General features: G+C 72.3%; 16 protein-coding genes. 10 read left to right on the forward strand and 6 right to left on the reverse strand.

Translation table 11 applies throughout. The features are described 5' to 3' along the window. Positions 1-80 precede the first annotated feature (80 nt). The gene (locus JOD48_RS08335; RefSeq protein ID WP_204808524.1) at positions 81-470 is read left to right on the forward strand and encodes a hypothetical protein; all 390 of its coding nucleotides are present in this window, start codon (positions 81-83) and stop codon (positions 468-470) included. A gap of 184 nt (positions 471-654) precedes the next feature. Here JOD48_RS08335 and JOD48_RS08340 read toward each other — a convergent pair whose 3' ends face one another. Further along, entirely contained in the window at positions 655-1371 is a 717-nt protein-coding gene (locus JOD48_RS08340; protein ID WP_204808526.1) for an ABC transporter ATP-binding protein, read from the reverse strand. 49 nt (positions 1372-1420) lie between these two features. Continuing rightward, on the reverse strand, positions 1421-2530 hold the full coding sequence (locus JOD48_RS08345; RefSeq protein WP_204808528.1) for an ABC transporter permease: 1110 nt from the start codon (positions 2528-2530) through the stop codon (positions 1421-1423). A 174-nt stretch (positions 2531-2704) separates the two neighbouring features. Between JOD48_RS08345 and JOD48_RS08350 the strand changes: the two genes are divergently transcribed. The 7 genes from JOD48_RS08350 (at position 2705) to JOD48_RS08380 (ending at position 10317) form a co-directional block, all read left to right on the forward strand. After that, positions 2705-4063, forward strand: a complete 1359-nt coding sequence (locus tag JOD48_RS08350; protein WP_307824044.1) for a sensor histidine kinase — start codon at positions 2705-2707, stop codon at positions 4061-4063. Then, on the forward strand, positions 4060-4704 hold the full coding sequence (locus JOD48_RS08355; protein WP_307824045.1) for a response regulator transcription factor: 645 nt from the start codon (positions 4060-4062) through the stop codon (positions 4702-4704). The genes JOD48_RS08350 and JOD48_RS08355 overlap by 4 nt, the downstream gene beginning before the upstream one ends. A 197-nt stretch (positions 4705-4901) precedes the next feature. Beyond that, positions 4902-5171: a 30S ribosomal protein S15 gene (gene rpsO / locus JOD48_RS08360; protein ID WP_030150575.1), complete on the forward strand. Its 270-nt coding sequence runs from the start codon at positions 4902-4904 to the stop codon at positions 5169-5171. Positions 5172-5395: 224 nt separating this feature from the next. Next, the gene (locus JOD48_RS08365; RefSeq protein ID WP_204808530.1) at positions 5396-7627 is read left to right on the forward strand and encodes a polyribonucleotide nucleotidyltransferase; all 2232 of its coding nucleotides are present in this window, start codon (positions 5396-5398) and stop codon (positions 7625-7627) included. A 1-nt stretch (position 7628) separates the two neighbouring features. Beyond that, complete coding sequence (locus tag JOD48_RS08370; protein WP_191790616.1) at positions 7629-8954, forward strand: M16 family metallopeptidase; 1326 nt, start codon at positions 7629-7631, stop codon at positions 8952-8954. A 149-nt stretch (positions 8955-9103) separates the two neighbouring features. After that, entirely contained in the window at positions 9104-9856 is a 753-nt protein-coding gene (gene dapB / locus JOD48_RS08375) for a 4-hydroxy-tetrahydrodipicolinate reductase (protein WP_307824289.1), read from the forward strand. Beyond that, on the forward strand, positions 9853-10317 hold the full coding sequence (locus JOD48_RS08380; protein ID WP_191790617.1) for a hypothetical protein: 465 nt from the start codon (positions 9853-9855) through the stop codon (positions 10315-10317). Before dapB ends, JOD48_RS08380 begins: the two co-directional genes overlap by 4 nt. 17 nt (positions 10318-10334) lie before the next feature. On the opposite strand, the gene JOD48_RS08385 is transcribed toward JOD48_RS08380, so the two are convergent. The 4 genes from JOD48_RS08385 to JOD48_RS08400 are packed head-to-tail and all read right to left on the reverse strand — an operon-like array spanning position 10335 to position 13610. Continuing rightward, positions 10335-10844: a GNAT family N-acetyltransferase gene (locus JOD48_RS08385; protein ID WP_191790618.1), complete on the reverse strand. Its 510-nt coding sequence runs from the start codon at positions 10842-10844 to the stop codon at positions 10335-10337. Between the two features lie 39 nt (positions 10845-10883). After that, on the reverse strand, positions 10884-11204 hold the full coding sequence (locus JOD48_RS08390) for an AzlD domain-containing protein (RefSeq protein ID WP_138824775.1): 321 nt from the start codon (positions 11202-11204) through the stop codon (positions 10884-10886). Then, positions 11204-12094, reverse strand: coding sequence for an AzlC family ABC transporter permease (locus JOD48_RS08395; protein ID WP_372440796.1), 891 nt, complete (start codon positions 12092-12094; stop codon positions 11204-11206). The genes JOD48_RS08390 and JOD48_RS08395 overlap by 1 nt, the downstream gene beginning before the upstream one ends. A gap of 37 nt (positions 12095-12131) precedes the next feature. Continuing rightward, entirely contained in the window at positions 12132-13610 is a 1479-nt protein-coding gene (locus JOD48_RS08400; RefSeq protein WP_204808532.1) for an NAD-dependent succinate-semialdehyde dehydrogenase, read from the reverse strand. A 167-nt stretch (positions 13611-13777) separates the two neighbouring features. Here JOD48_RS08400 and dapA point away from each other — a divergent pair, with 167 nt between their 5' ends. Continuing rightward, positions 13778-14722: a 4-hydroxy-tetrahydrodipicolinate synthase gene (gene dapA / locus JOD48_RS08405; RefSeq protein ID WP_191790621.1), complete on the forward strand. Its 945-nt coding sequence runs from the start codon at positions 13778-13780 to the stop codon at positions 14720-14722. A gap of 20 nt (positions 14723-14742) precedes the next feature. Next, positions 14743-16428 (forward strand): ribonuclease J, encoded by a 1686-nt coding sequence (locus JOD48_RS08410; RefSeq protein WP_204808534.1) that lies wholly within the window; start codon positions 14743-14745, stop codon positions 16426-16428. Positions 16429-16486: the final 58 nt, after the last annotated feature.

The raw sequence follows: 16486 nt of genomic DNA on the forward strand, positions 1-16486 counted from the left end.
GGGACCTGTATACGGCGTTGCACGTGGTTGGGCTGGCGGGCTCCCCTGCCCAAGCGGAGGTCGTCAGGAAGTATCTCCGCATGCCCGCTGACCCAATGCTGTCGCGCCTCGCTTTGCAGATTCTTGGCGACTACTGGGGGCTGTCGTCTGACCTTCTTCCCGAGCTTCGCAGGTTCCTGACTGGAGTCGATTGGGATGTTGAAGGCGATGTCCGAGATGTTGCCATTTCCATCACCGGCCGGCATCTTCGAGAGGTGGGTGGACCGGCCGACTTGGCAAGAATGCTGATGAGTATCGCCGACGACGATAGCGAGTTCGGTCTTGTTCGAGAGGCCGCATTGCGGGCCCTGGCTGTCGGACTCGGGGATTCGCTTATCGAAACGTCTTCTCCCGCCGTCCGAGTGCGCGTTGGATCTGCGCAGGCTGTCGACGTCCTCGCCCGTGCGAGAAAAAGCTATGCCCGGCATTAGGTGAGATCAGGGGATTGTAGTTCCGTGATGTGAGCGGTAGGAAGCCCCGTCAGGACCGTGGGGGTCCTGGCGGTGGCTTCTTCCCGTTTTGACGGCAGTAGTTGGCGGCAACGTCAACGGACGGGGATTGCACAAGGTGGCGGGTTCGTCACAATCGTCGGGTGCCATGGCCCCAGACGCGCACTCACTGGCGAAATCCCACCACCTCTCCTGCCCCCACGAGCCGCCCGTCCGCCAGGTGCACGCGGGCGTCGACCGTGTCGAGGGTCGCCTCGTCGTGGGTGACCACGATGGTCGCTGCACCGGTCTCGCGGGTGAGCCGGGTGACGAGCTCGATGATCTGGACGCCGCGCGTGTGGTCGAGCGCCGAGGTGGGCTCGTCGACCAGCAGGACCTCGGGGTGGTTCATGAGGGCCCGGGCGATCGCGACGCGCTGGCGTTGACCGCCGGAGAGCTGGCCGGGTCGCTTGGCAGCCACGTCCCGGAGCCCGACGGCGTCGAGCAGCTCGAGCGCCCGGTCACGGTGGGCCGAGGGGCGCTCGCCGCGCAGGTGGCTCATGAGCTCGAGGTTCTCGAGCGCCGTGAGCGACGCGATGAGCTGCGGCTGCTGGAAGACGATCCCGATCCGGTCGCGCCGCAGCCGCGCCGCGTCCGAGGACACGGCCGAACCAGCTGACGACGCCGGCGCGTTGACGACGTCGTCGCCGATGCGCACCTCGCCGGACGTCGGGGTCGTGAGGGTCGCCGCCACCGCGAGGAGCGAGGACTTGCCCGAGCCCGACGGGCCGAGCACCGCGGTCGTGGTCCCGGCGGGGACGGTCAGGGAGACGTCGTCGACCGCGGTGACGGTCGACTCGCCGTCGGGGTAGACGAGGGTGACGTGGTCGAGGGAGAGGTCCATGGTGTGCCTTTCGGGAGCAGCTTTCAGGAGCGAGGAGCGGGCGGGCGCCTCAGCGGGCCGCGAGCGCCGCGTGCGGGTCGATGCGCGTGATCCGCAGGATCGCCGCGACGGCGCCGACCGTGCCGAGGACCACGAGGATGAGCGCGGGCAGGAGGGTCGTGGCGGGGGAGACGACGACGGGCATGACCTGGGCTGCAAGCGCCCCGGCCCCGGCTGCGAGCGCGGTCCCGATGCCGACGCCGAGCACGAGCAGGACGAGCGCCTGGCCGATCGCGTCGCGCAGCAGGTAGGAGGTCGAGGCGCCGAGGGCCTTGAGCACCGCGACGTCGCCGGCCCGATTGATGGTCCACACGGTGAAGAACGCGCCCACCACGAGGGCGGAGATCGCGAGCAGGAATCCCTGCATCATGGTGAGCGACATGTTCTCGGCCGAGAACGAGCTGACCGCGGCGCGGGCACCCATCGGGGTCAGGGTCGCGGTCCCGGTGTCGTCCGCTGCCGCGGCGAGCGCGGAGTCGCTCGGGTCGCCGGTGAGCGCGACGACGGTCGCGACCTCGTCACCGGACGCTCCGCCGCCGCGGGCTCCGACGGTCTGCCAGTCGGTCAGGTCCATCCAGACGACGGGCGTGTGCGAGAAGTCGGCCCGGGCGTCGAGCACGCCCGCGACGGTCAGGGTTAGCGAACCCAGGGCGACCTCGTCGCCCTTCTGGGCGCCCAGGTCGTCGGCGGCGCCGCTCGACAGGAGCACGGTCCCAGGCGCTGCCTCGGCGCCGTCGGGCACGAGGCCCGAGCCGGGGCGCGAGCCGAACGCGGTGACGGCCGCGGTGGTGCCTGCCTCGCCGTCCGCGCCCGCGGTGACCGAGGCGCGCGTCGTCGCGATGCCCAGGGGTTCGGCGGAGTCGACGCCGTCCACGGCGGCGAACGCCTCCCACTGCGTGGCGTCGACCTGGGACTCGGTGAACGAGGGCTTGGCGTCCCCGGTGACGGTGAACGCGAGCTGGTCGACCGGGAGGTCGGTGACACCTGACGTGCTCGCGCGGGCCAGGCCCGCGGTCAGCGAGGCCAGGAAGCCCACGAGGAACGTGATGAGGACGATGACGGTGGACATGAGGACGAAGCGTCCCCGGGCGAAGCGCAGGTCGCGCAGCGCGACGAACATCAAGAGCCTCCGGTGGTTGGCGTGGAATCGATCTGCGTCCAGCCTCCCGCCGAGGGGCCTCGCGCGGATCGGGCCCGTGGATGCTCTCCGGTGGCCGCGAGGTGGGTCCGAGGATCAACCTTTCGATGGATCGCGCGCGGCACGTCGCACCCGCCGCCTCGCTAGGGTGGCGATGTGAAGCCTCGCGCCGTGATCTCCGCCGCCCTCGGGCTCCAGATCGCGCTCGACGTGCTCCTAGTGGCCCTCGTGGGGCTCGCGGTCGGCTCCCGCTGGGCGGAGGCCCTGAGCGCCGGGGGACTGGACGCCGGGGCGTGGGCCGCGCTCGCGTGCGGCCTGGGGCTCCTGCTCGTCTACGGCGTGGGGCGCTCGCGGATCAACGTGCGCGACACCGCGGTCGACGCCCCGCGCGGCGCCTGGTGGCCCACGGGAGCGTGGGTCGCGGCGCTGATCGTGGGGTGGGCGCTGCTGCTGCTCCTGACCCCGGTCGCGCTGTGGATCGCGTTCCCCCTCATGTTCCTCGAGATGCACGTGCTCGGACCCCGCCGCGGGATCGTGGCCGTGGCGGCGACGACCGCGTGCGCGATCGGTGGCGCCATCCTGGGCGGCCAGCAGCTCGTGGGCTCGATCCTGGGCCCGACGTTCGGCGGCCTCGTCGCGATCGCCGTCGTGCTCGGCTTCGAGACGATCGTGCGCGAGTCGCAGGGACGTCAGGAGCTCATCGACGACCTGGTCCGCACGCGCGCGGACCTCGCGGTCTCCGAGCGCGAGGCGGCGGTCGCGACCGAGCGCGAGCGCCTCGCGCGCGAGATCCACGACACGCTCGCGCAGGGCTTCTCGTCGATCGAGCTGCTGCTGCGGGCGGCGGACGCGGCGCTCGAGGAGGTCGAGGCGCCGGGAGCGTTCGCCCCGGGAGCCCCGGGCCCGACGGCGGCACGCACCGCGCGCGGCTACGTCACCCGGTCGCGGCTCGCCGCGCAGCAGAACCTCGCCGAGGCCCGGCGCTTCGTGCGCGACCTCGCACCCGCGGACCTCGAGTCGGCGACCCTGGTCGGTGCGCTCCAACGCGTCGCCGAGCGCACGGCGCTGGCCTCGGGCGACGACCTGCGCGTGACCGTCGACGTGTCGGGCCGCCCGCGCCCCCTGCCCGTGCCCGTCGAGACCGCGCTGCTGCGGATCGCGCAGTCGGCGCTCGCCAACGTCGTCCAGCACGCGGGAGCCTCGCGGGCCGCGGTCACGCTCAGCTTCCTCGGGGACGCCGTCGCGCTCGACGTGGTCGACGACGGTCGCGGGTTCGACCCGCTCGCGCCCCCTGCGCCGCACCCGGGAGCGGGCGGGGGCTCCGCCGTCGGGCACGAGGGCCGTGACGACGGCGTGACGGGAGGGGCGACGCCTCCACCCCGCTCAGGGTTCGGCCTGACGGCGATGCGCTCGCGCGTCGCCGAGCTCGGCGGCACGTTCTCGCTCGAGACCGAGCCGGGCGCCGGGACGGCGCTCGCGGTCCACCTGCCGCTCGACCCCCAGGAGACTCGGTGACACAAGGACCGGCGACCATCCGCGTCGTGCTGACCGACGACCACCCCGTGGTCCGCGCGGGCCTGCGCGCCGTCGTCGACGCCGAGGGCGACATGGAGGTCGTCGACGAGCTGGCCACGGCCGAGGAGCTCGTCCGACGGGTCGGGGCGGGGCTCGAGGCCGACGTCGTGCTGCTCGACCTGCGCTTCGGAGAAGGCCGCATGGGCGGAGCGCAGGCCGCGCGCGAGGTCACGCGCCTGGGCGGGCCGCCTGTCCTGATCCTCACGACCTACGACTCCGACCAGGAGATCCTCGCCGCGATCGAGGCCGGCGCCACGGGCTACCTGCTCAAGGACGCGCCGACCGACGAGCTGACCGCCGCGATCCGCGCGGCGGCGGGTGGGCAGGTCGCGCTCGGACCGAGCGTGCAGCGGCGGCTCCTCGGTCGCATGCGGGCGCCGGGCGTCTCGCTGTCGCTGCGCGAGCTCGAGGTGCTCGGGCTTGTGGCGCAGGGGTGCTCGAACGACGAGGTCGCGCGCCGGCTGTTCCTGTCGAAAGCGACCGTGAAGTCCCACCTGGTCCACGTGTACGAGAAGCTCGGGGTCGACTCGCGCACGGCTGCGGTGGCCGAGGCACGCAGGCGGGGACTGCTGGGGGACTGAGCCCCGACGGCCCGGGCAGCATCCCGGTACGCTCGTCCAGGTACCGGGCTCGCCGTCCCGCGAGGCCAGGGCCGTGCCCCGGGCAACCCTGCTAGACTATGGGCGCCGTCAGAACGGCCGCGGAGGCTGGCAAGCCTGCCGAAGAGCCCAGGGATCAAGCCCTGGCGCGCCGCGCAACGAACACCACAAGGAGAGCCGTGCCCCTCGACACTGCCACCAAGCAGCGCATCATGACCGAGTACGCCACGAGCGAGGGCGACACCGGTTCGCCCGAGGTCCAGATCGCGATGCTGACGCAGCGCATCAAGGACCTGACCGAGCACCTCAAGGAGCACAAGCACGACCACCACAGCCGTCGTGGCCTGCTGCTCCTCGTCGGCCAGCGTCGCCGTCTCCTCGGCTACCTGCAGAAGGTCGACATCAACCGCTACCGCAGCCTCATCGAGCGCCTCGGCCTGCGTCGCTGACACCCCCTGACTCAGCCCGGCCCCGTACGGGGCCGGGCTGGTCCGGTGTGAAGCACCCGTAAGAAAACCCACGCCGCCAGCCTTTCGTTCGGTCCTCGGTAGTGGCTCCCGGAACCCGCCTCGAGCGGGAAGACCGTGGGCCTCGATCGAAGACCGCCGAGCGTCGAGTGGATGCACCCTCGACAGGCACCGAAGGCGGCACTTCGAGAGTGAGGAGGGCACCCGTGGAGGGTCCCGAGATCGAATTCACCGAAGCAACGATCGACAACGGTCGCTTCGGAACCCGTACCGTCCGGTTCGAGACCGGACGCCTCGCGCGCCAGGCCGGTGGCTCCGCCGCCGCCTACCTGGACGGCGAGACCATGCTGCTGTCGACCACGACGGCCGGCAAGCACCCCAAGGACCAGTTCGACTTCTTCCCCCTGACGGTGGACGTCGAGGAGCGGCAGTACGCCGCCGGCAAGATCCCCGGTTCGTTCTTCCGTCGTGAGGGTCGCCCCTCGACCGAGGCGATCCTGGCCTGCCGCCTGATCGACCGCCCGCTGCGCCCCCTGTTCGTCAAGGGCCTGCGCAACGAGGTCCAGGTCGTCATCACCGTGCTCGCGATCCACCCGGACGACGCGTACGACACCCTGGCCATCAACGCCGCGTCGATCTCGACGCAGCTCTCCGGCCTGCCGTTCTCCGGCCCGATCGGCGCCGTCCGCGTCGCCCTGATCGACGGCCAGTGGGTCGCGTTCCCCAAGTACTCCGACAAGGAGCGCGCCGTCTTCGACATGGTCGTGGCGGGGCGTGTCGTGGGTGACGACGTCGCGATCACCATGGTCGAGGCCGAGGCCACCGAGGGTTCCTGGAACCTCATCAAGAACGAGGGCGTCGGCGCCCCGACCGAAGAGGTCGTCGCAGGCGGCCTCGAGGCCGCCAAGCCCTTCATCCGCACGCTCGTCGAGGCGCAGCAGGAGCTCGCGGCCAAGGCCGCCAAGCCCGTGCAGGACTTCCCGACGTTCCCGGACTACCAGGACGACGTCTACGCCGCGGTCGAGGCCGCTGCGACGGCCCGCCTGGGCGAGGCCCTGAGCATCGCCGACAAGCAGGACCGCGAGAACCGTCTCGACGAGATCAAGGCCGAGATCCAGGCCGAGCTCGCCAGCGACTTCGCGGGCCGCGAGAAGGAGATCTCCGCCGCGTACCGCTCGGTGCAGAAGAAGCTCATCCGCGCGCGCATCCTCACGGACGGCTTCCGCATCGACGGTCGTGGGCTCGCGGACATCCGCACCCTGTCGGCCGAGGTCGAGGTCCTGCCCCGCGTGCACGGCTCGGCGATCTTCGAGCGCGGTGAGACCCAGATCCTGGGTGTCACCACGCTCAACATGCTCCGCATGGAGCAGCAGCTCGACACGCTCTCCCCGGAGACGCGCAAGCGCTACATGCACAACTACAACTTCCCGCCCTACTCGACCGGCGAGACCGGCCGCGTGGGCAGCCCGAAGCGTCGCGAGATCGGGCACGGCGCCCTCGCCGAGCGCGCGATCGTGCCGGTGCTGCCGAGCCGCGAGGAGTTCCCCTACGCGATCCGTCAGGTCTCCGAGGCCCTCGGGTCCAACGGCTCGACCTCGATGGGCTCCGTGTGCGCCTCGACCCTCTCGCTCCTCAACGCCGGTGTGCCGCTGCGCGCAGCGGTCGCGGGCATCGCGATGGGTCTCGTCTCCGACACCGTCGACGGCGAGACGCGCTACGCGGCGCTGACCGACATCCTCGGTGCCGAGGACGCCTTCGGCGACATGGACTTCAAGGTCGCCGGTACGCGCGAGTTCATCACGGCCATCCAGCTCGACACCAAGCTCGACGGCATCCCCGCCTCGGTCCTGGCCGGCGCGCTGACCCAGGCCCGCGACGCGCGCCTGACCATCCTGGACGTCCTCAACGAGGCCATCGACGTGCCGGACGAGATGAGCCCCAACGCTCCTCGCGTCATCGCGGTCAAGGTCCCCGTGGACAAGATCGGCGAGGTCATCGGCCCGAAGGGCAAGATGATCAACCAGATCCAGGAGGAGACGGGCGCGGACATCTCCATCGAGGACGACGGCACCGTGTACATCGGTGCCACCGACGGCCCCTCCGCAGAGGCCGCCCGCGCGGCGATCAACGCGATCGCCAACCCGCACGTCCCCGAGATCGGCGAGCGCTTCGTCGGCACGGTCGTCAAGACCACGTCGTTCGGCGCCTTCGTCTCGCTGTCCCCGGGCAAGGACGGTCTGCTGCACATCAGCCAGATCCGCAAGCTCGTCGGTGGCAAGCGCGTCGAGAACGTCGAGGACGTCCTGTCGATCGGCCAGAAGGTCCAGGTCGAGATCGGCGAGATCGACCCGCGCGGCAAGCTCTCGCTGCACGCGGTCGTCGAGGGCTCGGACGACGCTCCGGCCGACGCCGAGGCACCTGCCGGGGACGACGCCTGACGTGCCCTGGAACCTTCCGCTCGTCCCCTCGGGTTCGCCCGAGGGTGAGCTGACCGCCGGGCAGGACGGGGCGACGATTCGTCGCTCGGTCCTGCCCGGCGGGGTTCGGGTCCTCACCGAGTCGATGCCGGGCCTGCGCTCGGCGACCGTCGGAGCATGGGTCGGCGTCGGCTCGCGCGACGAGACCGACGGTCACTTCGGCTCCACGCACTTCCTGGAGCACCTGCTCTTCAAGGGAACTGCCCGCCGGTCCGCGATGGACATCGCCGAGGCGTTCGACGCCGTCGGCGGTGAGGCCAACGCCGCGACCGGCAAGGAGCACACCTGTTACTACGCTCGCGTGCTCGACTCCGACCTGCCCATGGCGGTCGACGTCATCACCGACATGGTCACCTCGGCCCGTCTCGACGAGGACGAGCTCGAGACCGAGCGCGGCGTGATCCTCGAAGAGCTCGCGATGAACGACGACGACCCGTCGGACGTCGTGCACGAGGAGTTCGCGCAGGCCGTCCTGGCCGGGCACCCGCTGGGGCGCCCGATCGGCGGTACGCCGGACACCATCAACGCCGTGCCGCGCAGCGCCGTCTGGGAGCACTACCAGTGGCACTACCGTCCGGAGACGCTCGTCGTCGCCGCGGCCGGTGGGGTCGATCACGACACGCTGTGCGAGCAGGTCGCGTCCGCGCTCACGACCGGTGGCTGGGAACTCGACCCTGCGGGCACGCCTCGCGCCCGCCGCGACAACGCGGACGTGCAGGGCGTGGGGATCGAGGGCGTCGAGCTCACGATCCGCCGTACCGTCGAGCAGGCCAACGTCATCATCGGTGGGACGGGCCTGTCCGCGACGGACGACCGCCGCTTCGTGCTCTCGGTGCTCAGCGCCGTCCTCGGTGGCGGCATGAGCTCGCGGCTCTTCCAGGAGATTCGCGAGAAGCGGGGCCTGGCGTACTCGACGTACTCGTTCGCGTCGGGCCACGGCGGCATCGGGACGTTCGGCCTGTACGCGGGCTGCGCGCCCTCGAAGGTCGACCAGGTCACCGAGCTCATGACGAGCGAGCTCGAGAAGCTCGCCGAGTCGGGCATCACGCAGGCCGAGCTGGACCGGAGCATCGGTCAGCTCTCGGGCGGGCTGGTGCTGGGCCTCGAGGACTCGGGCTCGCGCATGAGCCGCCTGGGCAAGTCGGAGCTCGTGTTCGGCGAGCTGCTGAGCGTCGCCGAGTCGCTCGAACGGATCCGTTCGGTGACGTCCGACGACGTGCGCAAGCTCGCGGAGGAGCTCGCCTCCCGCCCGCGCTCGACCGTGCGTGTGGGTCCTTTCGGGGACTGAGTCTCACAGCGTGAACGAGGAGGGCCGGTGCGCGTCACGCGCACCGGCCCTCCTCGCGTTGCGGCTAGGGTTGTCGGGTGACCTCGAACGACGTGAACCCCGGCCAGAGCGCCCACCAGCCGTCCCGCGAGCCCGCCGCCCCGACGCCGATCAAGGTCGCCGTCCTCGGCGCGGCCGGGCGCATGGGCGCCACGGTGTGCGCGGCGGTCGAGGCCGCCGGTGACATGGAGCTGGTCGCCCGGATCGACGCGGGGGACGACCTCGCGCAGGTCGCCGCCGCGGGCGCCCAGGTCGCGGTCGACTTCACGGTCCCCGCAGTCACCGAGGACAACGTGCACGCGCTCATCGACCTGGGCGTGCACGCGGTCGTGGGCACCACGGGCTGGACGGACGTGAGCCGTGGGCGCCTCGTCGCGCACCTGGGGCGCAAGGCGGCCGAGGGCACGAGCGTCGGCGTGCTGATCGCCCCGAACTTCGGCCTGTCCGCGGTGCTCGCCATGACGTTCGCGGCCAAGGCGGCACGCTACTTCGAGTCGGCCGAGGTCATCGAGCTGCACCACCCGAACAAGGTCGACGCACCCAGCGGCACCGCGACGCACACGGCAGGGGCCATCGCCAAGGCCCGCGCGGAGGCGGGGCTGGGCGCGAGCCCCGACGCGACCGAGTCCGGCTGGGAGGCGCGCGGCGCCGACGTCGACGGGGTCCGGGTGCACGCGGTGCGCCTGCGCGGCCTGGTCGCGCACGAGGAGATCCTCTTCGGGAACGAGGGCGAGCAGCTGATCATCCGCCAGGACTCGTTCGACCGGGTGTCGTTCATGCCCGGCGTGCTGCTCGGCATCCGCGAGGTCGTCTCGCGCCCGGGCCTCACCGTCGGGCTCGAGAACGTCATGGACCTCTCGTGAGGTCACGCAAGGGCCTGGTCGGGGCCGTCGTCGTCACGGCCCTGCTCGCGATCTACGTGTGGGCGATCCTGGGCCGCGCGCAGGCGCTCGTGGGGACGGGCGAGCCCGTGGGGATCGCGATCGGGATCGGCGTCCTGCTCATCCCGCTCCTCGTGATCGGGCTCATCGCGTGGGAGTTCTGGCTCGCGGTCACGGTCCAGAAGATGGCCGACACCCTCGCCGCCGCGGGCGAGCTGCCCGTCGACGACCTGCCGCGCTCGCCGGGCGGACGCATCGACCGCGCCGCGGCCGACGCGGCGTTCGAGGAGCACCGGGCCCACGCCGAGGAACGCCCCGACGACTGGCGGTCCTGGTACCACGTGGCGTTCGCGTACGACGCGTCGGGGGACCGCAAGCGGGCGCGCGCCATGCTGCGCAAGGCCGCGGGCATGTACCGGGCAGAGCGCAAGGCGTCCCGCTAGGACGGGACGCGCGAGCCTCAGATCGAGGCGCTCCACCGGTGCTCGACGACGTCGCGCACCCCGGTCGCGAGCGTCCGGGTCCGCTGGTCGGGGCCCAGCCCGGCACCGCCCAGGAACTGCTCGCGCGCGGTGTCGCCGTCCAGGATCCAGGCCACGACCTCCTCGGAGCCGTCCTGGCGCAGCCGGTCGACGGCCGCGGACAGCAGCCGTGAACCGTGGCCCCCGCGCTGGTGGGCGGGCAGGACCTCGAGCGCGACGAGCTGCCCGGGCGCGACGGCCGCGAAGCCCACGACGCGGTCCGCGGCGAGCGCCACGAGCACCGCGAAGCCGGGCCCCGGCGGGGAGGACACGGCCCCGGCCCACTGCTCCTGCATCCGGGGGACGTCGAGCGCGTCGAGCACGGCCGCGCCCAGCACGTCGGCGTGCGCGGTGCGCCAGGACTCGATCTGGATCGCGGTCATCGCGACCTCGTCGCCGGGGACTGCCGGACGGACGGAGACGTCCGCCGACTCGCTGAAGAGGGCCATTCGCCAGACCCTACCCGAGGCCGTGGCCCCGGCTGCCCGTCATGCGAGACCGAGCGCGCGCAGGCCCGCGGCCGTCGCGGCCGCGAGGATCACGACGACGAGGAACGGCGCCCGCAGAGCCAGCGCGACCGCCGCGACGCCGAGCGCGGGCAGGCGCGCGTCGAGCGTGATCCCCTGACCGTCCCCGACCGTCTGGACGGCCACGAGCGCGGCCAGCAGCGAGGCCGTGACGAGGGCCGCGGTGCGCGCGACGCGGTCGGACGCGAGCCAGTGCTCGGGGATCAGGTGCCCCGCGAGCTTGAGCCCGAGGCACACGAGCGAGGCCGCGATCACGGTGGCCCACAGGGCGGCGTCGGACATCAGGGCTCCTCGGTGCGGTCGGTCGTGGTGGGCGGGTCGGACGGGGTGGCCGGATCAGCGGGGCCCGCCGGATCAGCAGGGCCGGTCGGGTCAGTGGGGCCGGCCGGGCGCGCCGTGGCGGGCGGAGCCTCGGGCGAGCGAGCGGGCGAAGGGGGCGCGGCGCCGTCGGGCACGTACTCCGTGACCGTGACGGGCTGCCGCGGCTGCCGGGCGACCTGCCCGACCACGATGGCCACGGCCGCCGCCGCGAGCACGGGGACCCCGGGCGGCACGAACGGGAGCAGCGCGACCGCCACGACGACCGCGAGCGCCGCGGTGAGCTGCATGACGCGGCTCGCGAGGCGGGGCCACAGGAGCGCGAGGAACGCCGCACCCGCGGCGGCGTCGAGGCCCCACGCCTTGGGGTCGCCCATGGCGTCCCCGGCGAGCGCGCCGACGAGCGTGAGCAGGTTCCACACGACGAAGATCCCGATCCCGGTCCACCAGAACCCGGCCCGGAAGGCTGCCTTGCTGCGCTGCGCGGTCGCGACAGCCGTCGACTCGTCGATCGTGACGTGGGCCGCGAGGACGCGCCGCCAGCCGTGGAGCGCGAGCAGCGGTGAGAGCTGTGCGCCGTAGAGGGTGTTGCGCAGGCCGAGCAGGCCAGCGGTCGTGACCGCGGCGGCGGACGTCCCGCCCGACGCCACCACGCCGAGGAGCGCGAACTGCGACCCGCCCGAGAACATGAGCAGGCTCAGGACCATGGTCTGCGGCAGGTCCAGCCCTGCGACCACGGACAGCGCCCCGAACGAGATGCCGTAGAGGCCCGTGGCGATCGAGACGGACACGGCCTGCCGCACGGCGGCGCGCACCTCGGTGCGCTCGTCGGGCGCTGCGGGCACCGACGGCACGTCGGCGTCGGCCCCGGAAGAGGTCGTCACGGTGGGGTCAGAGCGCGACGTACACGGTCTCGAGGTACTCCTCGAGCCCCGCCTCGCCGCCCTCGCGCCCGAGCCCGGACTGCTTCATGCCGCCGAAGGGTGCGCTCGCGTCCGAGACCAGGCCGCGGTTGATCCCGATCATCCCGGCGTCGACCTCTTCACCCACGCGCACCGCGCGCGCCAGGTCCCGCGTGTAGGCGTAGGCCGCCAGGCCGTACTCGGTGTCGTTGGCCAGGGCGATGCCCTCGTCGTCGTCGGCGAACGCGACGATGGGGGCGACGGGGCCGAAGATCTCCTCCGTCACCACGCGCGAGCCGGCGTCGACACCGGTCAGGACCGTGGGGGTGTAGAAGTACCCGGTCGAGCGCGGTCGGTCACCGCCCGTGAGGACCTGCGCGCCCTCGTCGGACGCGACCGAGACGAGCTCGTCGACCTTGTCGACGGCCTTGGCCTCGATGAGCGGGCCCACCTGCACGCCCTCCTCGCTGCCCGGCCCGACGCGCAGCTCCCCGAACGCCCGGGCGAGACGCTGGCCGAAGTCGCGGGCGACGGCGTCGTGCACCAGGAAGCGGTTGGCCGCGACGCAGCTCTGACCCGTGTTGCGGAGCTTGGCGACGACCGCGCCCTCGACCGCGGCGTTGAGGTCGGCGTCCGCGAAGACGAGGAACGGCGCGTTGCCTCCGAGCTCCATCGAGGTCCGCAGGACCTGGTCCGCAGCCCCTTTGAGGAGAGTGCGGCCCACGCCCGTGGACCCCGTGAAGGAGAGCTTGCGCAGGCGCGGGTCCGCGAGCAGGGGAGTGGTCACGTCGGCCGCCGACGACGTCGGCACGACGTTGACCACGCCCGTCGGCAGGCCGCGGTCCTCCAGGTGCCCGCGGATGATCTCGGCGACCAGAGAGGTCGTGAGCGGCGTCAGGTGCGCGGGCTTGATCACGACCGTGCAGCCCGCCGCGAGCGCCGGGCCGATCTTGCGCGTGGCCATCGCGATCGGGAAGTTCCACGGCGTGATGAGCAGCGCAGGACCCACCGGGCGGCGCGAGACGAGCTGCCGGTTGGCCCCGCCCGGGGCCGTGCGGACCAGGCCGTCCGTGCGTACCGCCTGCTCGGCGTACCAGCGCAGGAACTCGGCGCCGTACACGACCTCGGCACGCGCCTCGGCGAGCGGCTTGCCGCACTCGGCCGTGATGAGCGCGGCGATGTCGTCGGCGCGGGCGGTCAGCGTCGCGAAGACCGCGCGCAGCAGCTCGGAGCGCTCGCGCGGGGCGACAGCACGCCAGGCCGGGGCCGCGTCGTGCGCGGCCGCCAGGGCGCGGAGCCCGTCCGCGGGGCTCGCGTCCGAGACGTCGAACAGGACCTCCTCGGAGGCCGGGTCGGCGACCTCGAACGTGCGGCCGCCCTCGGCGGGGCCCCACTGGCCACCGATCAGCAGCCCGGTCGGCAGGTGCGAGACCAGGGCGGGGGACAGGGAACTCGTGGCGGGCGACATGGTTCGAGTATCACGCGCGGCGAGCAGGTTCGCATCGACGGGTCCACGTCCGCCCCCGACACGCCGGGCGCCTCCCGGCCCCGGGGAACCCGCAGGGCTGCCGCCCGAGGCCGCCGCGGCCGTGGACCGACACGCCGTTTCGGTCGCGCGCGCGGTAGTTTGTGCACATGGCACTTCCCCCCACGCAGGCCCGACCGTTCGGCGCCGTCCTGACCGCGATGGTCACCCCGATGACCCTCGCCGGCGAGATCGACCTCGACGCGGCGGTCAAGGTCGCGAAGCACCTCGTGGACAACGGGAACGACGGGATCGTCCTGAGCGGGACCACGGGGGAGTCGCCCACGACGCACGCACCGGAGAAGGCGGAGCTGGTCCGCGCGGTGGTCGACGCCGTCGGGGACCGCGCGCACGTGATCGCGGGCGCCGGCTCGAACGACACCCAGCACGCCGTCCGCATGGCCGAGCAGGCCGCGGAGGCGGGCGCCCACGGGCTCCTCGTCGTGAGCCCCTACTACTCGCGTCCCTCCCAGGAGGGGCTGTACCGCCACATCACGGCGGTCGCCGACGCCACGCCGCTGCCCGTCATGGTCTACGACGTGCCCGGCCGTGCGGGCGTCCGCATCGCCCCCTCGACGATCGAGCGCCTCGCCGCGCACGAGCGGATCGTGGCGAACAAGGACGCCTCGGGCGACGTCTACACCGCTGCCAGGCTCATCGAGTCGACCGGGCTCGCCTGGTACAGCGGCGACGACAGCATGCTGCTGTCGTTCCTCGCGCACGGCGCGGTCGGCATCGTCTCCGTGTCCGCCCACGCGGTCGGCTCGCGCTTCGCCCAGGTCGTCGCGGCGTTCGACGCCGGTGACCACGCGGGCGCGCTCGCAGCCTTCCGCACCGCGATCCCCACGATCGACGCCATCAACGGAGCGGGCTTCCAGGCCGTCATGGCCAAGGCCGCGCTCCAGCTCCTCGGAGTCACCGAGAACCGATACCTCAGGCTGCCGTACGTCGCAGCCACGGACGACGAGGTCGCCGTCGTCCGCGCCGGTCTGGAGGCCTCCGGCCTGCTGGACCCGGCGACCCCCGCGGCCACGCTGAACATGCAGAACAGCTGAACTACAGGCCAGGAGGCCCCGTGAGCCACCCTCACCCCGAACTGTCCCTTCCCCCCGCGCTCCAGGCAGGTGCCCTGCGCATCGTCGCCCTCGGCGGGCTCGGCGAGGTCGGACGCAACATGGCCGTCCTCGAGTACGACGGGCGTCTGCTCGTCATCGACTGCGGCGTCCTCTTCCCCGAGGACAACCAGCCCGGCGTGGACCTGATCCTGCCGGACTTCGACTACATCAAGGACCGTCTCGACGACATCGAGGCGATCATCCTGACGCACGGGCACGAGGACCACATCGGTGCCGTGCCGTACCTGCTGCGCCTGCGCCGCGACATCCCCCTGGTGGGCTCGCAGCTCACGCTCGCGTTCATCTCGGCCAAGCTCAAGGAGCACCGCATCGCCCCCGTGACCCGCGTGGTCAAGGAGGACGAGACGGTCGCCTTCGGCCCCTTCAGCTGTGAGTTCGTCGCGGTCAACCACTCCATCCCCGACGCGCTCGCGGTCGCGGTCACCACGGGGGCCGGCACGGTCCTGCACACGGGCGACTTCAAGATGGACCAGCTGCCGCTCGACGGCCGCGTCACGGACCTGCGCGCCTTCGCGCGCCTGGGCGAGAAGGGCGTCGACCTGTTCATGGTCGACTCGACCAACGCCGAGGTCCCGGGCTTCGTGACCCCCGAGGTCGAGATCGGCCCCGTCCTGGACTCCGTCTTCGGAGCCTCGGACAAGCGGATCATCGTCGCGTCCTTCTCCTCGCACGTGCACCGCGTCCAGCAGGTCCTCAACGCCGCGCACAACCACGGGCGCCGCGTCGCGCTCGTCGGGCGCTCGATGGTCCGGAACATGGGCATCGCGGCCGAGCTCGGCTACCTCAAGGTGCCCGACGGCGTCCTCATCGACCTCAAGAAGGTCGACTCGCTGCGCGACGACGAGATCGTGCTCATGTGCACGGGCTCGCAGGGCGAGCCCATGGCCGCCCTGTCGCGCATGGCCAACGGCGACCACAAGGTCTCCGTCAGCCACGGCGACACCGTGATCCTCGCGTCGTCGCTCATCCCGGGCAACGAGAACGCGGTCTTCCGCATCATCAACGGCCTCACGCGCCTCGGCGCGCGCGTCGTGCACGGCGGCAACGCCAAGGTGCACGTGTCGGGCCACGCGAGCGCGGGCGAGCTCATCTACTGCTACAACATCCTGCGGCCCAAGAACGTCATGCCTGTGCACGGCGAGGTCCGTCACCTCGTCGCGAACGGTGCGCTCGCGGTCAAGACGGGCGTGCCCGCGGACCGTGTCGTCCTCGCCGAGGACGGCGTGGTCGTGGACCTCGTCGACGGCAAGGCCTCGGTCGTGGGTGCGGTGCCGTGCGGCTACGTGTACGTGGACGGCTCGAGCGTCGGAGAGCTCACGGACGCCGAGCTCAAGGACCGTCAGATCCTCGGCGAGGAGGGCTTCATCTCGCTGTTCGCCGTGGTCGACTCCGCGACGGGCAAGGTCATCGCCGGCCCGCACATCCTCGCGCGCGGTTTCGCAGAGGACGACGCCGTGTTCGAGGACGTCCGCCCGCAGGTCGTCCAGGCTCTCGAGGACTCGATCGCGGGAGGTGCCACGGACGTGCACCAGCTCCAGCAGGTCATGCGCCGCGTGGTCGGGCGCTGGGTCTCCAACCGTCTGCGTCGCCGCCCGATGATCGTCCCGGTCGTCGTCGAGGCGTAGCCGACGGATCGTCCGAAGGGCCCTTCCTCCCGCTCTGCGGGAGGAAGGGCCCTTCGGC

The sequence above is a fragment of the Oerskovia paurometabola genome, from assembly GCF_016907365.1.
Taxonomy (GTDB): domain Bacteria; phylum Actinomycetota; class Actinomycetes; order Actinomycetales; family Cellulomonadaceae; genus Oerskovia; species Oerskovia paurometabola.

Coding starts and splice junctions, on each gene's coding strand:
- JOD48_RS08390 (WP_138824775.1), bottom strand. CDS start 11,204: ATGTCCGACGCCGCCCTGTGGGCCACCGTGATCGCGGCCTCGCTCGTG.
- JOD48_RS08340 (WP_204808526.1), bottom strand. CDS start 1,371: ATGGACCTCTCCCTCGACCACGTCACCCTCGTCTACCCCGACGGCGAG.
- JOD48_RS08385 (WP_191790618.1), bottom strand. CDS start 10,844: ATGGCCCTCTTCAGCGAGTCGGCGGACGTCTCCGTCCGTCCGGCAGTC.
- JOD48_RS08400 (WP_204808532.1), bottom strand. CDS start 13,610: ATGTCGCCCGCCACGAGTTCCCTGTCCCCCGCCCTGGTCTCGCACCTG.
- JOD48_RS08335 (WP_204808524.1), top strand. CDS start 81: ATGCCCGCTGACCCAATGCTGTCGCGCCTCGCTTTGCAGATTCTTGGC.
- JOD48_RS08345 (WP_204808528.1), bottom strand. CDS start 2,530: ATGTTCGTCGCGCTGCGCGACCTGCGCTTCGCCCGGGGACGCTTCGTC.
- dapA (WP_191790621.1), top strand. CDS start 13,778: ATGGCACTTCCCCCCACGCAGGCCCGACCGTTCGGCGCCGTCCTGACC.